General features: G+C 69.6%; 11 protein-coding genes and 1 tRNA gene. 7 read left to right on the plus strand and 5 right to left on the minus strand.

The window, feature by feature from the left end:
* Positions 1 to 88: 88 nt before the first annotated feature.
* Entirely contained in the window at positions 89 to 616 is a 528-nt protein-coding gene (locus ACFYO2_RS18760; RefSeq protein ID WP_388349935.1) for a heme-degrading domain-containing protein, read from the minus strand.
* The gene (locus ACFYO2_RS18765) at positions 613 to 1,704 is read right to left on the minus strand and encodes a Gfo/Idh/MocA family oxidoreductase (RefSeq protein WP_388349937.1); all 1,092 of its coding nucleotides are present in this window, start codon (positions 1,702 to 1,704) and stop codon (positions 613 to 615) included. The genes ACFYO2_RS18760 and ACFYO2_RS18765 overlap by 4 nt, the downstream gene beginning before the upstream one ends.
* A gap of 247 nt (positions 1,705 to 1,951) precedes the next feature.
* Here ACFYO2_RS18765 and ACFYO2_RS18770 point away from each other — a divergent pair, with 247 nt between their 5' ends.
* The 6 genes from ACFYO2_RS18770 to ACFYO2_RS18795 all read left to right on the plus strand — a co-directional run bounded on the left by ACFYO2_RS18770 (position 1,952) and on the right by ACFYO2_RS18795 (position 8,173).
* Entirely contained in the window at positions 1,952 to 2,746 is a 795-nt protein-coding gene (locus tag ACFYO2_RS18770) for a hypothetical protein (protein ID WP_388349939.1), read from the plus strand.
* 130 nt (positions 2,747 to 2,876) lie between these two features.
* Positions 2,877 to 3,656 (plus strand): HAD-IIA family hydrolase, encoded by a 780-nt coding sequence (locus ACFYO2_RS18775; protein WP_388349941.1) that lies wholly within the window; start codon positions 2,877 to 2,879, stop codon positions 3,654 to 3,656.
* Positions 3,657 to 3,759: 103 nt separating this feature from the next.
* Positions 3,760 to 4,341: a hypothetical protein gene (locus tag ACFYO2_RS18780; protein WP_388349943.1), complete on the plus strand. Its 582-nt coding sequence runs from the start codon at positions 3,760 to 3,762 to the stop codon at positions 4,339 to 4,341.
* 6 nt (positions 4,342 to 4,347) lie between these two features.
* On the plus strand, positions 4,348 to 5,019 hold the full coding sequence (locus ACFYO2_RS18785) for a class F sortase (protein ID WP_388349945.1): 672 nt from the start codon (positions 4,348 to 4,350) through the stop codon (positions 5,017 to 5,019).
* An 82-nt stretch (positions 5,020 to 5,101) separates the two neighbouring features.
* Complete coding sequence (locus ACFYO2_RS18790; protein ID WP_388349947.1) at positions 5,102 to 6,676, plus strand: LPXTG cell wall anchor domain-containing protein; 1,575 nt, start codon at positions 5,102 to 5,104, stop codon at positions 6,674 to 6,676.
* Between the two features lie 471 nt (positions 6,677 to 7,147).
* On the plus strand, positions 7,148 to 8,173 hold the full coding sequence (locus ACFYO2_RS18795; RefSeq protein WP_388349949.1) for a glycoside hydrolase family 6 protein: 1,026 nt from the start codon (positions 7,148 to 7,150) through the stop codon (positions 8,171 to 8,173).
* A gap of 79 nt (positions 8,174 to 8,252) precedes the next feature.
* Here ACFYO2_RS18795 and ACFYO2_RS18800 read toward each other — a convergent pair whose 3' ends face one another.
* From ACFYO2_RS18800 to ACFYO2_RS18810, 3 genes are all read right to left on the minus strand, one after another.
* Entirely contained in the window at positions 8,253 to 10,190 is a 1,938-nt protein-coding gene (locus ACFYO2_RS18800) for a galactose oxidase-like domain-containing protein (protein WP_388349951.1), read from the minus strand.
* A complete protein-coding gene (locus ACFYO2_RS18805; protein WP_388349953.1) occupies positions 10,187 to 12,205 on the minus strand; it encodes a glycosyltransferase family 2 protein in 2,019 nt (672 codons plus the stop codon). The genes ACFYO2_RS18800 and ACFYO2_RS18805 overlap by 4 nt, the downstream gene beginning before the upstream one ends.
* Before the next feature lie 440 nt (positions 12,206 to 12,645).
* Positions 12,646 to 12,719, minus strand: a tRNA-Lys gene (locus ACFYO2_RS18810).
* A gap of 188 nt (positions 12,720 to 12,907) precedes the next feature.
* On the opposite strand from ACFYO2_RS18810, the gene ACFYO2_RS18815 reads away from it, so the two are divergent.
* Complete coding sequence (locus ACFYO2_RS18815) at positions 12,908 to 14,257, plus strand: peptidoglycan-binding protein (RefSeq protein WP_388349955.1); 1,350 nt, start codon at positions 12,908 to 12,910, stop codon at positions 14,255 to 14,257.
* Positions 14,258 to 14,311 lie beyond the last annotated feature (54 nt).

The following is a 14,311-nucleotide window of genomic DNA, read 5'->3' on the forward strand; positions in this document are numbered from 1 at the left end:
GTGTGCGGTACATCGGTTCCAACAGGAGGGTGCCCCGAGATCTTCCCATCAGTGCCCCAGCGCAGTGATCGAATCACTGCCCCAGGAATCACTGCCCCAGGAACTGCTCCAGCGCCTCAACGACGAACCGGTGGTCCTGCAACTGCGGCAGTCCCGACACGGTCACCGCACCGATCACGCCCACGCCCTCCACGTTGATCGGGAAGGAGCCGCCATGGGCCGCGTACTCGTCCGGGTCCAGGCGGGAGGACTCCTCGAAGGTCGTGCCCTTGGCGCGGAAACGGGCGCCCACCAGGTAGGACGCGGAGCCGTAGCGCTCCACGACCCGGCGCTTGCGGACGATCCAGGCGTCGTTGTCGGGGGCCGAGCCGGGCAGCGCCGCGTGGAAGAGCTGCTGGCCCGCGCGGTGGATGTCGATGGCGACGGGGGCCTGGCGCTCGCGGGCCAGGTCGACGAGGAGGGAGCCCAGCGCCCAGGCGTCATCGTGGGTGAACTGGCGGAAGACCAGATGGCGTTCCTGTGCCTCCAGCTCCTCCAGGGGCGGGGTGAGCTCCGGGTGGAACTTCGGGGTGATCTCCTGGTTGTGCGCCTGGTTGTGCGACCTGTTGTTCGTCACAGCGACACCGCCACTCCGTCGTGGGCCGAACGGCGCGCCGCCTCCAGTACGTCGAGGGCGGCGGCCGCCTCCAGCGCGGTCACCGGGTTGGGACCGCCCTCGGTGAGGGCCCTGGCCACGGCCGCATAGTAGGCCGGGTAGTCGCCGGGAAGCGTCGGTTCGGGGCGTCCGCCGCCGGTCAGCGGGGACTCGCCGGCTCCGACGCGGCCCCACAGGTCCTCCGGTTCCAGGCCCCAGTCGGAGGTCTTCGCACCGGGGCGCCGGCCTTCCCTGAGGGCCGCCTCCTGCGGGTCGAGGCCGTACTTCACGTAGCCCGCCTTCGAGCCCAGCACCCGGAAGCGCGGGCCGAGTTGGGCGGTCGTCGCGGAGGCGTAGAGATGGGAGCGGACGCCGCTGGTGTGGGTGACCGCGATGAAGGTGTCGTCGTCCGTCCGAGCGCCCGGGCGCCGGACGTCCGACTCGGCGTACACGCAGGCGGCGGGGCCGAAGAGGACCAGCGCCTGGTCGACGACATGGCTGCCGAGGTCGTAGAGCAGACCTCCGATCTCTGTGGGGTCGCCGGACTCCCGCCAGCCGCCCTTCAGTTGCGGCCGCCAGCGCTCGAAGCGGGACTCGAAGCGGTATACGTCGCCCAGCTCGCCCTCGGTGAGCAGCTTGCGCAGGGTCAGGAAGTCGTTGTCCCAGCGGCGGTTCTGGAAGACGGACAGGAGCAGGCCGCGCTCCTCGGCGAGGGCCGCCAGCTCCCGTGCCTCGGTGGCCGTGCCGGCGACGGGCTTGTCCACGACCACGGGCAGGCCGGCCTTCAGGGCGGCGGTGGCGAGCGGCACGTGTGTCTTGTTCGGGGACGCGACGACGACCAGGTCCAGCTCGTCGGCCCGCTCGAACAGTTCGTCCGGCGTGGCGGCCAGGCGTACGTCCGGGAACTCGGCGCGGACCTGCTCCCGCCGCTCGGGGTTCGAGGTGACCACCGTGTCCAGGGCGAGGCCCTCGGTGGCGGCGATCAGCGGGGCATGGAAGACGGAGCCGGCGAGGCCGTAGCCCACGAGGCCCACGCGGAGGGGAGTGCCAGGAGTCTTGCGTCCAGTCATGGGCTCCACTTTCGCAAAAGGTCCGCTCGCCCGCGCTGACGGGGTGCGGCCTGCGCTGACGGGGTGCCGCCCGCGCTGACGGGGTGCCGCCCGTGCTGACGGGGTGCCGTTGCGGCGGCACGGGTGGGCGCAGGCTACCCGGGCTGCCCGTCCACCCCGCCAATCGGGCGGAATCCGGCGCCATCGGCGCCCCCGTCCGGCATGGCACCGTCGCTCTCCCATCCGCACCCGGCATGGTCATGTGTTCATGCGACTGCCTAAGCCCGTGCCCGTGTCCCTCTGCCTCGCAGCAGCCGCCGTCTTCCTCTCCACCACGCCGGCGTACGCGGATTCCGACGCGTCCTGTGTCGCGTCCGGCGACCGGGCCTTTCCGGTGACCACCCGGATTCACGGCGGGCCTGATTCCTACGAGGCCGGGGGCGGTTATGGCACCTGGTACCTCGACCTCACGAACACCACCACCCGGACCTGCGCGAAGATCCACCCGGTCGTCGTCCTGGCCGACGACCGGCGGGCCCTCGAACCCTCCCAGCCCCGTCTGGAGTTCTACGACGGCACAGCGCGGGGCGGCACCCGCCCCCACCCCGTCCGCTTCGAGCGCACCGATGCCGACGAACTCGTGGGTGCGTTCGCCGACGAGCGTGCCGGCTTCGCCGGATTCACCGTCGGACCCGGCCGGACCCTCACCGTGAAGGTCCGGTTCGCGGTCACCTCGGACGCCGTGCCGAACGAGGTCACCGCCAACGCGGCCGTCGTGCAACGCCACGACGACGACGGCGACTGGATCGGCCAGTCCAACGACTACCGCTTCGGCATCGACGCCCGACCGAGTGAGGAGCGGGATCGAGAAGAGGCGGGGGAGGGGGAGCCGGAGCGCAGCCCGAGTGCCGCATCCACCGACCCCGCCACCGGCCGCCTGCCCTTCACCGACAAGGCCTACGAACTCGCCGCCACCGGCCGCCCCGTAGTCGCCGCCCTCGCCGCCACCGCCCTGCTCCTCCTCACCGGCGCCACCCTGCTGGCGGCACGCCGACGCCGCTGACGGAGCCTCCGCCGCCCCGGCAGGAACTGGCCATTCCACCGGCCATTCCCCAAGATCCGGCCACTGTTTAGGCTGGGGGCGCATCCAGCACCGCGTACATGCGGCATGCGTACGGCAGGAGATCCCGCACATGGCAGACCGCAGGCCCATCGAGTCGTGGCTCACCGACATGGACGGTGTACTCATCCACGAGGGCGTACCGATCCCCGGCGCCGACGCCTTCCTCAAGAAGCTGAAGGAGTCCGGGAAGCCCTTCCTGGTCCTCACCAACAACTCGATCTACACCCCGCGCGATCTGCACGCCAGGCTGCGGCGAATGGGCCTGGACGTCCCGGTCGAGTCCATCTGGACCTCGGCCCTCGCCACCGCCCGGTTCCTGGACGACCAGCGGCCGGGCGGCTCGGCGTACGTCATCGGCGAGGCCGGCCTGACCACCGCGCTGCACGACATCGGCTACATCCTCACCGACCACGAGCCGGACTACGTCGTCCTCGGCGAGACCCGCACCTACTCCTTCGAGGCCATGACGAAGGCCGTACGGCTCATCGAGGGCGGTGCCCGCTTCATCGCCACCAACCCCGACGAGACCGGCCCCTCCACCGAGGGCCCGCTTCCGGCGACCGGCGCCGTCGCCGCGCTGATCACCAAGGCGACCGGCAAGCAGCCGTACTTCGCGGGCAAGCCGAACCCCCTGATGATGCGGACCGGGCTCAACGCGATCGGCGCGCACTCCGAGACCAGCGCCATGATCGGCGACCGGATGGACACCGACGTACTGGCCGGCATGGAGGCCGGAATGCAGACGTTCCTGGTGCTCACCGGCCTGACCCGGCCCGAGCAGGTCGAGAACTTCCCGTACCGGCCGTCCAGGGTCGTGGACTCCATCGCGGACCTCGTCGACCGGGTCTGAAACCCGGCAGGGGCGGAACGTCCTCCGTTCGGAGCAGTGCGGCCCCGCTGCGGATGCGGGGCCGCACCCCGAGGGGGAGGCTCCAGGTATCTGGAGGTTCACGATGCGTTCCACACGTCTCACTCTCTGTACCGGCCTCATGCTCGCCACCGCCCTCACCCCGACGGCGTACGCGGCGGACGGAGGCGGCGGCATCGCGGTGACCCCCTCGTCCCCCGCCCCGGGCACGGACATCGCGCTGCGCGTCTCCGACTGCACGGCCCGGACGGCCACGGCCGTCTCCGCGGCCTTCGTCGCGGAGACCCGGCTCACGGGCACCGACGGCACACTCATCGGCGAGACCCGCATCCGCACCTCGCTCAAGGCGGGTTCCTACGGCGTGACGGTCAGCTGCGGCGGCACCGACCGCAAGGCCGCCCTGACCGTCGTGGAAGGATCACCGCGGTCGGACACACACCGGCCCACCACTCCCGCCTCCCCGGTCGCCCCCGTGCACGCCGGTGGCGGTGGCTCCGCGCACCTCGCCGACGTCGACACCGCCGTGAACGCCGCCGAGGACGCCCGTGCCGCCGGTCCCGGTAGGGGGCACGCCGTGATCGGGCTGATCCTCGCCGCGGCCGCCGCGGTGGCCGTCGTGCTCCGGAGCGCCCGCCGGAGTACCCGCCGGAGCCGCAGGACGGACTGACCCGCGATGTCCGATCACGACCACGAACGTTCCTCCGGCTCGGGCCGTCTGCTGACCGGCGTGGCCTGGGCGGTGCTGCTGCTCGGACTGTGGCTGTGGGGGCGCGAGGTGACCGACGTACGGCTCGGGATATCAGGGCCCACCACAGGTGACGTGGCGGCGGTCGGGCGGCCGCCGGAGGTGGAGCTGCCGCCCGCGCACCGGCCGCTCGGCGCGGCCCTGCCGCAGCGCGTCGACATCCCCTACCTCGGGGTGCGGGCGCCGGTGGTGGCGCGCGGCCTCGACGCGACGGGGGCGATCGATCCGCCGCCGTTCGAGCAGACCGGTGTCGTCGGCTGGTACGCGGGAGGTGTGAAGCCGGGCGCGGCCGGGACCGCGCTGATGGTGGGGCACGTCGACACCGAGACCCGGCCCGCCGTGTTCTACAAGCTCAGCTCCCTCAAGCCCGGCGAGACGGTCCGGGTGATCCGCGACGACGGCAAGGTCGCCGAGTTCACCGTGGACGACGTCCAGGTCGTCACCCGCGACCACTTCGACGCCCAGCAGGCGTACGGCCCCCGGCAGACCGGACGGGCCGAGCTGCGGCTGATCACCTGCGGCGGCAGCTTCGACCGGGCGAGCCGCAGCTACACGGCGAACGTGATCGTCTCGGCGTACCTGACGGGCAGCGGTCTTTAGAACTCCTGTACAACCCTGGGTGGCTGTCGGGTGTCTGAGTGGCTGGCGGGGCGAACGACGTTCCGCGGGGAGGGACCCAGAGATGATCAACCGCCGACGCAAGGCGGGGGCGGTTCTGGCCGCCTTCGCGGCCGCCGTCGCCGCATGGCTGCCCGCCACGTCCGCCCAGGCGGCCGACGGCCCGGTCGTGCACATCTACGTGCGGAGCGACAACATCGGGCTGCCCGTACCGCCGAGCCAGGATCCGCCGCAGATCAGCTGGGGCCTGAAGAACGACGGGCCCGGCACGGCCAAGGACGTCACCATCAGCGCGGACCTGAGCGATGTCAAGGACTGGGTCACGGTCAACGGGAAGTCGGTCGACACCTTCACCTGGCCCGCGAGAGCGGACGTCCCCGAGGGCGACAACGCGGGCTACATCGCCGATGTGAACGCCAAGCCCGGCACCCCGCTCGGCACCACCGGCACGGTGACCCTGAGCGGCACGTCGTCCAACGGCACCGTGGTCTCGATCCCCATCAAACTGACGGCCGGAACCACCGAGTTGAAGGTGAACAAGCTGCCCGACCGGAAGGGCGACAAGCCCGGATCCACGGTCGAAGCCCCGGTCACGATCAGCAACACCGGCAGCCTGCCCGCCGACGGCGTCCAGTTGCGGATGCTCACCACTCTCGGGCTCTCGTACACGGACCGCTTCTCCAACTGCGTGTACTCCACGGTCACCAGCGGCCCGAACGAGTACTACGCGACCCAGCAGGCGCTGTGCACGTTCGACACGGTCGTCGAGCCCGGCAAGAGCTACCGGCTGGACCGGCCGGTCGCACTGGACGTGACGAAGCAGGCCCTGCTCGAGTACTTCGGCCGCGAGGCCCTGCCCCTGTCCGGCGGCGCCGGCACACCGCCCTCGGGGAACGGTCCCGCACTCTCCCTCGTCCCCGCCGGAGCCGCGGCCACCGACGGCCAGGAGATCGGCCGACAGAGGTTCGACGTCGCCAACACCGCCGACATGGTCGCGGGCGGCGACACCGCCGAGGGCGCACCGGGCGACCTGGTGCACGTGGACGTCTCCCTGAGCAACAAGGGCCCGGCCCGGGTCGGTTACTTCAACGGCGACTTCTTTCCGACGCTGGTGCTGACCGTCCCCACCGGCACCAAGGCGGTGGAGATCCCCGACGGCTGCAGCGTGTGGGTCCAGGAGGCGTCGTCCGGTTCCGGAGAGAAGACGCCGGGCGCACCGCAGTACCTCTGTTACCCCGATCCGAAGCAGTTCACCGTCGGGGACACCCGCTCCTACCGGTTCGGCCTGCAGATCCGCGACAACGCCGTGACCACCACCGGTGAGGCCCAGGTGTCCACGCCGAACGGCAGCGCCCTGAGCTTCGACGACAAGCAGGGCAACAACACCGCGGCCGTCACGGTCAAGGTCAAGGGCAGCGGCGCCCCGGCGCCGGGCGCCTCGGCGTCGGCGTCCACCGTCGCCACGGCCGACGGCAACACGCCCGGAACGCAGACGGTCGCCACCGACGCTGCGGACGACACCGGCTCCCTGGCCAGCACCGGCGGCAGCGGCACCTCGTTCGTGGCAGCCGCCGCGGGCGCGGTCGCACTGCTGCTCGGCGGCGCGCTGGTCCTCCTGGTCAGGCGCAACCGGGCCTGACACGCACGCCCCTACGGACCGATCCGGGGCAACCCGGCCCGGTCGGCGGCCCGCTCCTCCAAAGCCGCCGACCGGGCTGGTCCTCAACCGCGCGCGCACGGGCTGCGGGAGTAACCCGGCGCCGGCGCGGGAGGCTTGAGTGGCCGGGGGCTGGGGCTGTATGAGCAGACTTTAGAACGGATGAGCGCCAGGGCCTAGGGGTCGGTCGACGCCAAGTCCCGGCCCGGTGGCTCTCCGTCATCCGCGCTGGTGATACGGACTCCGGCAAGGCGGTTCGCGGTTTCTACGACGGCTCGTCTTCTACGACGGCTCATCTCTCTCCTTCTGATGACGGGCGCCCCCGTACAGGCGCGCGAGTTCCCCGACCATCGGGGTGTAACAGCTCTCGGACAAGGCCTGGACGGCATCGTGGTCGGCGCGACGGGTGTGTCACGATTGAGCCTTGGAACGGTGCACCCAAGGGGGAGTTGGATGTACGTCAGCAGGGGGGCTGGAACACGAGCTTCCGCGGCGGTGCTGGGGGCGGCACTGCTCATCGCGGGGTGTTCCTCGTCATCGGGGGACGGGGAGGGCAAGGAGAACGACAGCGCCGGCGCCGGGATCACCCAACAGCCCAAGGCGACCAACCCGTTCTGGGTCAACCCGGACAGCAACGCGGCACAGCAGGTGGCCACCTACGAGAAGGCCGGCAAGAAGACGCAGGCCGAGCAGATCCGCAAGATCGCCGAGCAGCCGACCGGCGAGTGGATCGGCGTGGAGAACCCGGAGCAGGAGGCACGCGGCTTCACCGAGGCCGCCGAGAAGGCCGACCGTACGGCCCTGTTGGTCCTCTACAACATCCCGCACCGCGACTGCGGCCAGTACTCGCAGGGCGGCGCCGCCGACGGCAACGCCTACCGGGCCTGGATCGACGGCGTGGCCAAGGGCATCGGCGACCGCTCGGCAACGGTGATCCTGGAGCCGGACGCCGTACTGCACCTCGTCGACGGCTGCACGGGCGACGAGTTCCACGAGGAGCGCTACGCCCTCCTCACCGAGGCGGTGGCCAAGCTCACGGCCCTGAAGAACACCGAGGTCTACCTCGACGCGGGCAACGTCGGCTGGGGCCATCCCGACCAGATCTTCGAGCCCCTCCAGCGCGCGGGCATCGAAAAGGCCGACGGCTTCTCCGTCAACGTCTCCAACTTCTACTCCACCCAGGACTCCATCACCTACGGCAAGGAACTCTCGTCGAAGGTGGGCGACAAGCCCTTCGTCATCGACACCAGCCGCAACGGCGACGGCCCCTACACGGGCGGCAACGCCGACGAACGCTGGTGCAACCCGCCCGGCCGGGCGCTGGGGGAGACCCCGACGACCAAGACGGCGGATCCGTTGGTGGACGCCTACCTCTGGGTCAAACGCCCGGGAGAGTCGGACGGCGAGTGCAAGGGCGGCCCGAAGGCGGGCGAGTGGTGGGCGGGCTACGCACTGAAGCTGGCCAAGGCTTCCAAGTAGTTCCTTCTACGCATTTGGGGGCGCCCTCCGTGACGGAGAGCGCCCCCAAATGCGTATTGCCGCTACGGCACCTTCACCGCTACGGCACCTTCACCCACTGCGCCTTGCTCGGCGTTCCCTGGTCGTCGTTCACGAACACCATGTACCACCCCGACTGGACAAGGTTCTTGTTCTTCGGCACGGTCACCGTGATCTTGTCCCCGGACACCTTGTAGTCCAGCGCGACGGAGCGCTGGTCGACATCGGTCACGTGCGTGGACGCGCTCGGCCGGATCAACCGCACCGACTTGATCGACGACGCGTGCTGCGAGGTGAACGTCCCCGACTCCCCGCGCTCGATGGTCTGCGGCCCACCGGACAGCGACGGCCGCGAACCCTGGTAGAGATACGGCGGCGTGTACATCTCGATCCGCTGCTCGAACTCGCCCGGCTTCGTGTTCGCCTTGTCCGCGTACAACGAGTCCGACCCGAAGAACATCACCCGCCCGTCCGGCAGCAGCAGCGACCCGGAGTGGTAGTTCCGGCCCACCAGCGGATCGGCGACCTCCTCGAACGTGTTGGTGTCCGGGTGGTAGAGCCGCGCCTGCAGGATGTTGGAGTCGCCGCGCCCGCGGTAATCCTCCGAACCGCCCGACACCAGCACGGTGTCGTCCGGCAGCACGGAGGCCTGCGGGTATCGCGTGCCCTTCTCCAGCGTCGGCCCGTCCACGAACTTCGGGTCGTCCGCCTTCAGGTCGATGAGCCGCGTCTTGTTGCTGGACAGCTTGGACTCGCCGACCCCGCCGCCGCCGATCACCATGTACTTCTCGTCCTGTGCCGGAGGCAGCAGCACGGTCCCCGCGGTCTCCAGCATGTTCGGGTCGCTGAGTCCGGGCAGCTTGGTGAACTTGTTGGTGTCCACGTCCCAGACGCCCGGGTCGCGGCCCACGTCGTCCGGCCCGTAGCCCGCGTTCGCACCCGAGTAGAAGATCTTGCCGTTCTGCATCAGGAACAGCGCGGGGTAGGTCGGGAACTGCCTGGTCTTGGGCAGGTAGGTCCACTTCTTGGTCTTCGGGTCGAAGACCTCGTTCTTGCCCGGGACCAGCTGCCCGATGTCGTCGAGGCCGGAGACGCTGAGGATCCTCCCGTCGCTCAGGGTGGTGAGCGTCGGGTACCAGCGGGCCTCCTTCATCGGGTCGACCTTGATGTACTTCTCGGCGATCGGATCGAACTCGAAGGCGTCCCGGATGCCCTGGAAGTCCTTCTTGTCGAGGGCGAGCTTCTGCGCGATGCCGTACGTGTTCTTGGCGTCGGCGCCGGACAGCCCCTGGATCGTGTAGTTGTCCTGCGTGCCGGTCTCGTACTTGGCGCCGCTCTCCTGCGCCTCGACGTAGATGCGGCCGAGGCCGGGAGTGTTGCCGAGGAACTCACCGGTCGTCTTGTCGAACTTCTTCGTCGCCCGCTCGACGACGACCGGGTCCTTCGACACGAAGGTCCTGCCGTTCTCCTTGCCCACGAACCTGGTGCCCGCGGGCAGCGTGATCGGCTTGTCCGGGTTCTCGTTGTGGACGATCATCAGGCCGCCGGCCTTGGTGACGTCACCCTTCAGCTTCTCGTACCGCTTGGTGCCGCCGGCGATCAGCAGGTTGCCGTTGGCGAGCTGGGTGTGGCCGGTGCAGAACAGGTCCTTGGGCGTGGGGATCTTCTTGATGGTGCCCTTGACCGGGTCCCAGATCCGGGTGTCGAACTTCTTGTCGTCGAAGTTGTCCTGGTTGTTGCCCGACCCCGCGACGAGCAGCACCTTGCCGGTGCGCAGCAGCGCCGCGTGAATGGTGTTCTGCCGGTACTCCTCCGGGAACTGGATGGTCTCCCACTTGCCGTTCTCGGCTTTGTACTCGGGTTTGTTGATCTGGTACTGGTGGTATTTCTCGGTCCCGAAGCGGTACAGCCACGGCCCGTTCATCCCGGCCAGCGCGAGCACCACCGCCGTACCTATCGCGAGTCGACGGGCGCGGCGGCGGCCTGCACGGTCGTTCATTCCTTACGTCCCCCAAGTCCACCAAGGGCGATTTGCATGGTCTGGTCGCCCGTCCCGTTCGACGCGGCCCAGCTCGGCTTGGGCTGCGGGGCGTGCTGACCCGGAGTGCGCTGCACGGGCAGCGGCTGCGGCTCGTAGGGTCCCGCGGGAGTCGCGGGAGTCGCGGGAGCCGAGGGCTGGTGGGCGACCGGAGCCGCGTCCTGCGGCTCCTGCTCGGGCACGTTCGGCTTCTTCTTCGCCTGACGCAGCATGTGGCGCCAGGCGAAGATCGGCGTCGCGGTGATCAGCGTGGCGAACATCGCCCAGGTGATCATCGCGGGGTGCGAGTGCCCGAAGACGAATCCGGCGACGATCGAGGCACCGAAGAGCGCGATGAAGTACCAGTGGTACCGGAAGGTTCCGAACCACCGGTCCGGGCTCGCGGAGTCGCCCTTGGGGGTGACCACGAACTTGCTCTTGCGGCGCAGCACGGAGTCGATCAGCGCCTTCGCGTAGAGCGGCGCGGACAGCGCAGACATCACCATGCCGGCCACACCGCCGGAGCCCTCCGGCTCGTGCGGCGAGACGTTGTGCCGGCGGTTCCAGATGTAGAGGCCGATCTGCAGCGCGGAGGCGTTGCCGTAGAGCATCAGCCACACGGTCGGGTCGATGTTCACACCCGATGCGCCCAGGCCCAGGAACAGCGCGCAGCTCAGTGCCGCGAGGATCCAGTTGAGGGCGGACATCGGGTAGAAGATGATCATCATCGTGTAGTTGAAGAGCTTGCTCGGCGGCAGCGAGTACCAGCCCTTCCAGTACTGCTTGAGGATCGTCTCGTACGTACCCCGGGACCAGCGCATCTGCTGGGTGAAGAAGTCCGTCCAGGCGCTGGGGCCCTCACCGACCGCGAGCACGTCCGGGGTGTAGACCGAGCGCCACTTCTTGCCCGTCGCCGGGTTCTTGTGGCGGTGGATCTCGAAGCCGGTGGCCATGTCCTCGGTGATCGAGTCGTACAGGCCGCCGACCTGCTTGAGGGCCTTGATGCGCACGGCGTTCGACGTGCCCACGAACATCGGCGAGCCGTAGCGGTTGCCGGCGCGCTGGATCAGCGCGTGGAAGAGGAACTGCTGCGACTCGGCGGCCTTGGTGACGAAGTTGTCGTAGTTGCCGTAGACCTGCGGGCCGATGACGAAGCCGATGTTCGGGTCCCGGAAGAAGCCGAGCATCCGCTCCAGATAGTTGGGCAGCGGCACGTGGTCGGTGTCGACGGAGGCGAAGAAGTCGTAGTTGTCGCCGTGCGCGTCCAGCCAGGCGTTGTAGTTGCCGTGCTTGGTCTTGGCGCGGTGCGGGCCCTTGGCCTGGTTCCACTTCGCGACGCCCTTACGGGAGAAGTGGTGCACGCCGAGGCGCTCGCACACCTCCTTGACGGCCGGGTCGTCGCCCTCGTCGAGCAGCCAGACATGCATGAGGCCGCGGTGGCGGATCTTCACCGCGGCTTCCAGGGTCTTCGTCACCATCTCCAGCGGTTCCTTGCCGGGCACGAAGGAGGTGAGGAAGGCGACTCTGGTGCCGGTCTCGGGCACCACCGGGATCGGGTCGCGGGCGACCAGGGTGGCGTGCGCGTTCGACAGCACGTTCATGCAGCGGAAGAACTCGATCAGGCCGATCGAGACGAGCATGACGATGTCGAGCGCGGGCAGCCAGGAGAAGGCCGGGTAGTCGCGCTCGGTCCAGTGCTCGGGCTGGAGCAGCCAGCCCAGCAGCACCAGCGAGAGCAGCGGCGCGGCGGCGAGCATCAGTGCGACCCTGATGCGGTGCGGTTCCTGCGAGATCAAAGAGCGGTACTGCACCCTGTACGGCTGGCCCGGATCGGGCTGCGTGAGGGGACCGGCCAGTCTGCTGTAGTGCTCGTAGTCGTACTTGGGCAGCGTCTTCTTGATCCGGCGGAACGAGCCGGTTCGATGTGAAGGCACCCTGAGCTGGGTGGTCTCGGACGGGTCGAAGTCCTGCCGGGCGCCCGTCGGCGTCGACGTCATGAGTCATTCCCCCCACACGCGGGAACGCCGCGTGTTTCGTCGTTTCCTTACGTCTGCTCGGGTCCCCCTCGACCTTCACAGTCGTATCAGCGGTGGGTCGCAGTCACCACATGCTCCACACTTACAAGACACGGAACCACGACCATCCGGTTGCATGATGCCCCCCTCGGCATCCGGTCGTGAACGGGGCCCCTCTCCCCGATCAACCGGGCAACCGGCTCCTTGCCCCCCAACTGCCGCGAATGCGCAGCATCTTGAAATCCAGGGTTCTACGGTGTTCATCATGATCGCAAGATGCGAAACGCGGTGTTTACCGGTCATACGCGTTCATTGTGGCGCCTGTGGGGACCTTGTGGAGCCATTGTGGGCAGCAGGGCGGGCGACGGCCCCGGCCGGAACGTCACAGGCCCCCCGCCTGAGCGGGGGGCCTGTCGTGTCTGTGCGCCGCCAGGGACTCGAACCCCGGACCCGCTGATTAAGAGTCAGCTGCTCTAACCAACTGAGCTAGCGGCGCCCGCTGACCTGCACAACTCTACCGGATGGCGGAGAGTGCCCCGGACCACCGGCGCGGGCCGGAGCCCGGCCGGGAGCGGGTCGCCGTACATCGTTCGGACCGTCAACATGCGCGTCGAGAAGACAGTTGAGAAACTGGCGAACATGCACAGGTGCGGACATTTCCATCTGGAGTGTGAGGGGAATCGCATGACGACTCCGGTCTTCGAGGAATTCGACCCCGCGAGCGACTGCGACTGCCCCGGATGCGTTCACTGGCGGCGGGTCCTGCCGCATGCCTCGAGATCCCCGGCCGGCCGCCATCCCGCCGCCCACCGGGCGCTGATCCTCGCCGCGGCGGTCTCCACGGCGCTGGTCTCTGGCCATACGGTACCGGCCCTCGCCGCCCCCGACGCGCCCGCTCGTCCGGGCGTTCCCGCAGGTGACGAGCCCGATACCCCGCAGGGCGGCACGGCCCCGCTGCACGGCCCGGGCGGTCGGCCGGCCACCGTGGAGGCGCCCACGACCACCCGCGCGGACATCGTCAAGCGGGCCAAGCAGTGGGTCGCCGCGAAGGTGCCGTACAGCATGACCGGGTACTGGTCCGACGGGTACCGGCAGGACTGCTCGGGCTTCGTGTCGATGGCCTGGAATCTCCCCGGAAACGAGTGGACGGGCAGCCTCGGCCAGTACGGGGTGCGGATCGCCAAGGACGATCTGCAACCCGGCGACATCCTGCTCTTCCACAATCCGACGGACCCCCAGAAGGGCTCCCACGTCGTCATCTTCGGCGGCTGGACGGACTACACGCACACCTACTACGTCGCCTACGAGCAGACCCGCCCGAACGCCCGCCGCCAGTCCACCCCGTACGCCTACTGGAGCCATTCCGGCCAGTACGTCGCCTACCGCTACAAGGGCCTCGCGGGCGGTACGGCGGGGGCGGAGCCGGACCCCGCGAAACCTGATGCCCCGAAACCTGGCCCCTCGAAGCCTGACACCGCGAAACCGGCCGCCCCTGTGGAGACGCCGTTCCCGGGAGCGGCGTACTTCGGCCCGGGCGCGAACAACAAGTACGTCACCCAGCTCGGCCGCATGCTCGTCGAGCGCGGCGCAGGGCGCTACTACACCTCCGGTCCCGGCCCGCGCTGGTCGGACGCGGACCGCAGGGCGACCCGGGCCTTCCAGCAGGCCCAGGGCTGGCGGGGCCCGGGCGCGGACGGGCTGCCGGGTCCGCGGACCTGGGCGCTGCTGGTGACGGGGCAGGGCAGGGACGTCACGGCCGGGGCGGCCGCGTCTCCCGCGCCCTCCTCCCACGGGGTGCCCGGCTATCCGGGGCGGGCGATGTTCCGGCCCGGGGCGACCAACCAGTACGTCACCCAGCTCGGGAAGCAGCTGGTGAAGAAGGGATTCGGCAAGTACTACGCGACCGGCCCGGGACCGCGCTGGGGCGAGGCGGACCGGCGAGGCGTCGAGGCCTTCCAGCGTGCCCAGGGCTGGCGGGGCGGCGCGGCGGACGGCTACCCGGGTCCGGAGACCTGGCGGCGGCTCTTTTCGTAGGAGGCCCACGCACTGCTCGTGAGCAGCCGTACTGCTCGCACTCCCACGTCCTGC

The sequence above is a fragment of the Streptomyces sp. NPDC006602 genome (assembly GCF_042870385.1).
In the GTDB taxonomy this organism is placed as follows: domain Bacteria; phylum Actinomycetota; class Actinomycetes; order Streptomycetales; family Streptomycetaceae; genus Streptomyces.

Excerpts from the sequence above, each read along its gene's own strand:
- ACFYO2_RS18790 (WP_388349947.1), top strand. The coding sequence starts at position 5,102 with ATGATCAACCGCCGACGCAAGGCGGGGGCGGTTCTGGCCGCCTTCGCG.
- ACFYO2_RS18775 (WP_388349941.1), top strand. The coding sequence starts at position 2,877 with ATGGCAGACCGCAGGCCCATCGAGTCGTGGCTCACCGACATGGACGGT.
- ACFYO2_RS18805 (WP_388349953.1), bottom strand. The coding sequence starts at position 12,205 with ATGACGTCGACGCCGACGGGCGCCCGGCAGGACTTCGACCCGTCCGAG.
- ACFYO2_RS18785 (WP_388349945.1), top strand. The coding sequence starts at position 4,348 with ATGTCCGATCACGACCACGAACGTTCCTCCGGCTCGGGCCGTCTGCTG.
- ACFYO2_RS18815 (WP_388349955.1), top strand. The coding sequence starts at position 12,908 with ATGACGACTCCGGTCTTCGAGGAATTCGACCCCGCGAGCGACTGCGAC.
- ACFYO2_RS18795 (WP_388349949.1), top strand. The coding sequence starts at position 7,148 with ATGTACGTCAGCAGGGGGGCTGGAACACGAGCTTCCGCGGCGGTGCTG.
- ACFYO2_RS18765 (WP_388349937.1), bottom strand. The coding sequence starts at position 1,704 with ATGACTGGACGCAAGACTCCTGGCACTCCCCTCCGCGTGGGCCTCGTG.
- ACFYO2_RS18800 (WP_388349951.1), bottom strand. The coding sequence starts at position 10,190 with ATGAACGACCGTGCAGGCCGCCGCCGCGCCCGTCGACTCGCGATAGGT.
- ACFYO2_RS18770 (WP_388349939.1), top strand. The coding sequence starts at position 1,952 with ATGCGACTGCCTAAGCCCGTGCCCGTGTCCCTCTGCCTCGCAGCAGCC.
- ACFYO2_RS18780 (WP_388349943.1), top strand. The coding sequence starts at position 3,760 with ATGCGTTCCACACGTCTCACTCTCTGTACCGGCCTCATGCTCGCCACC.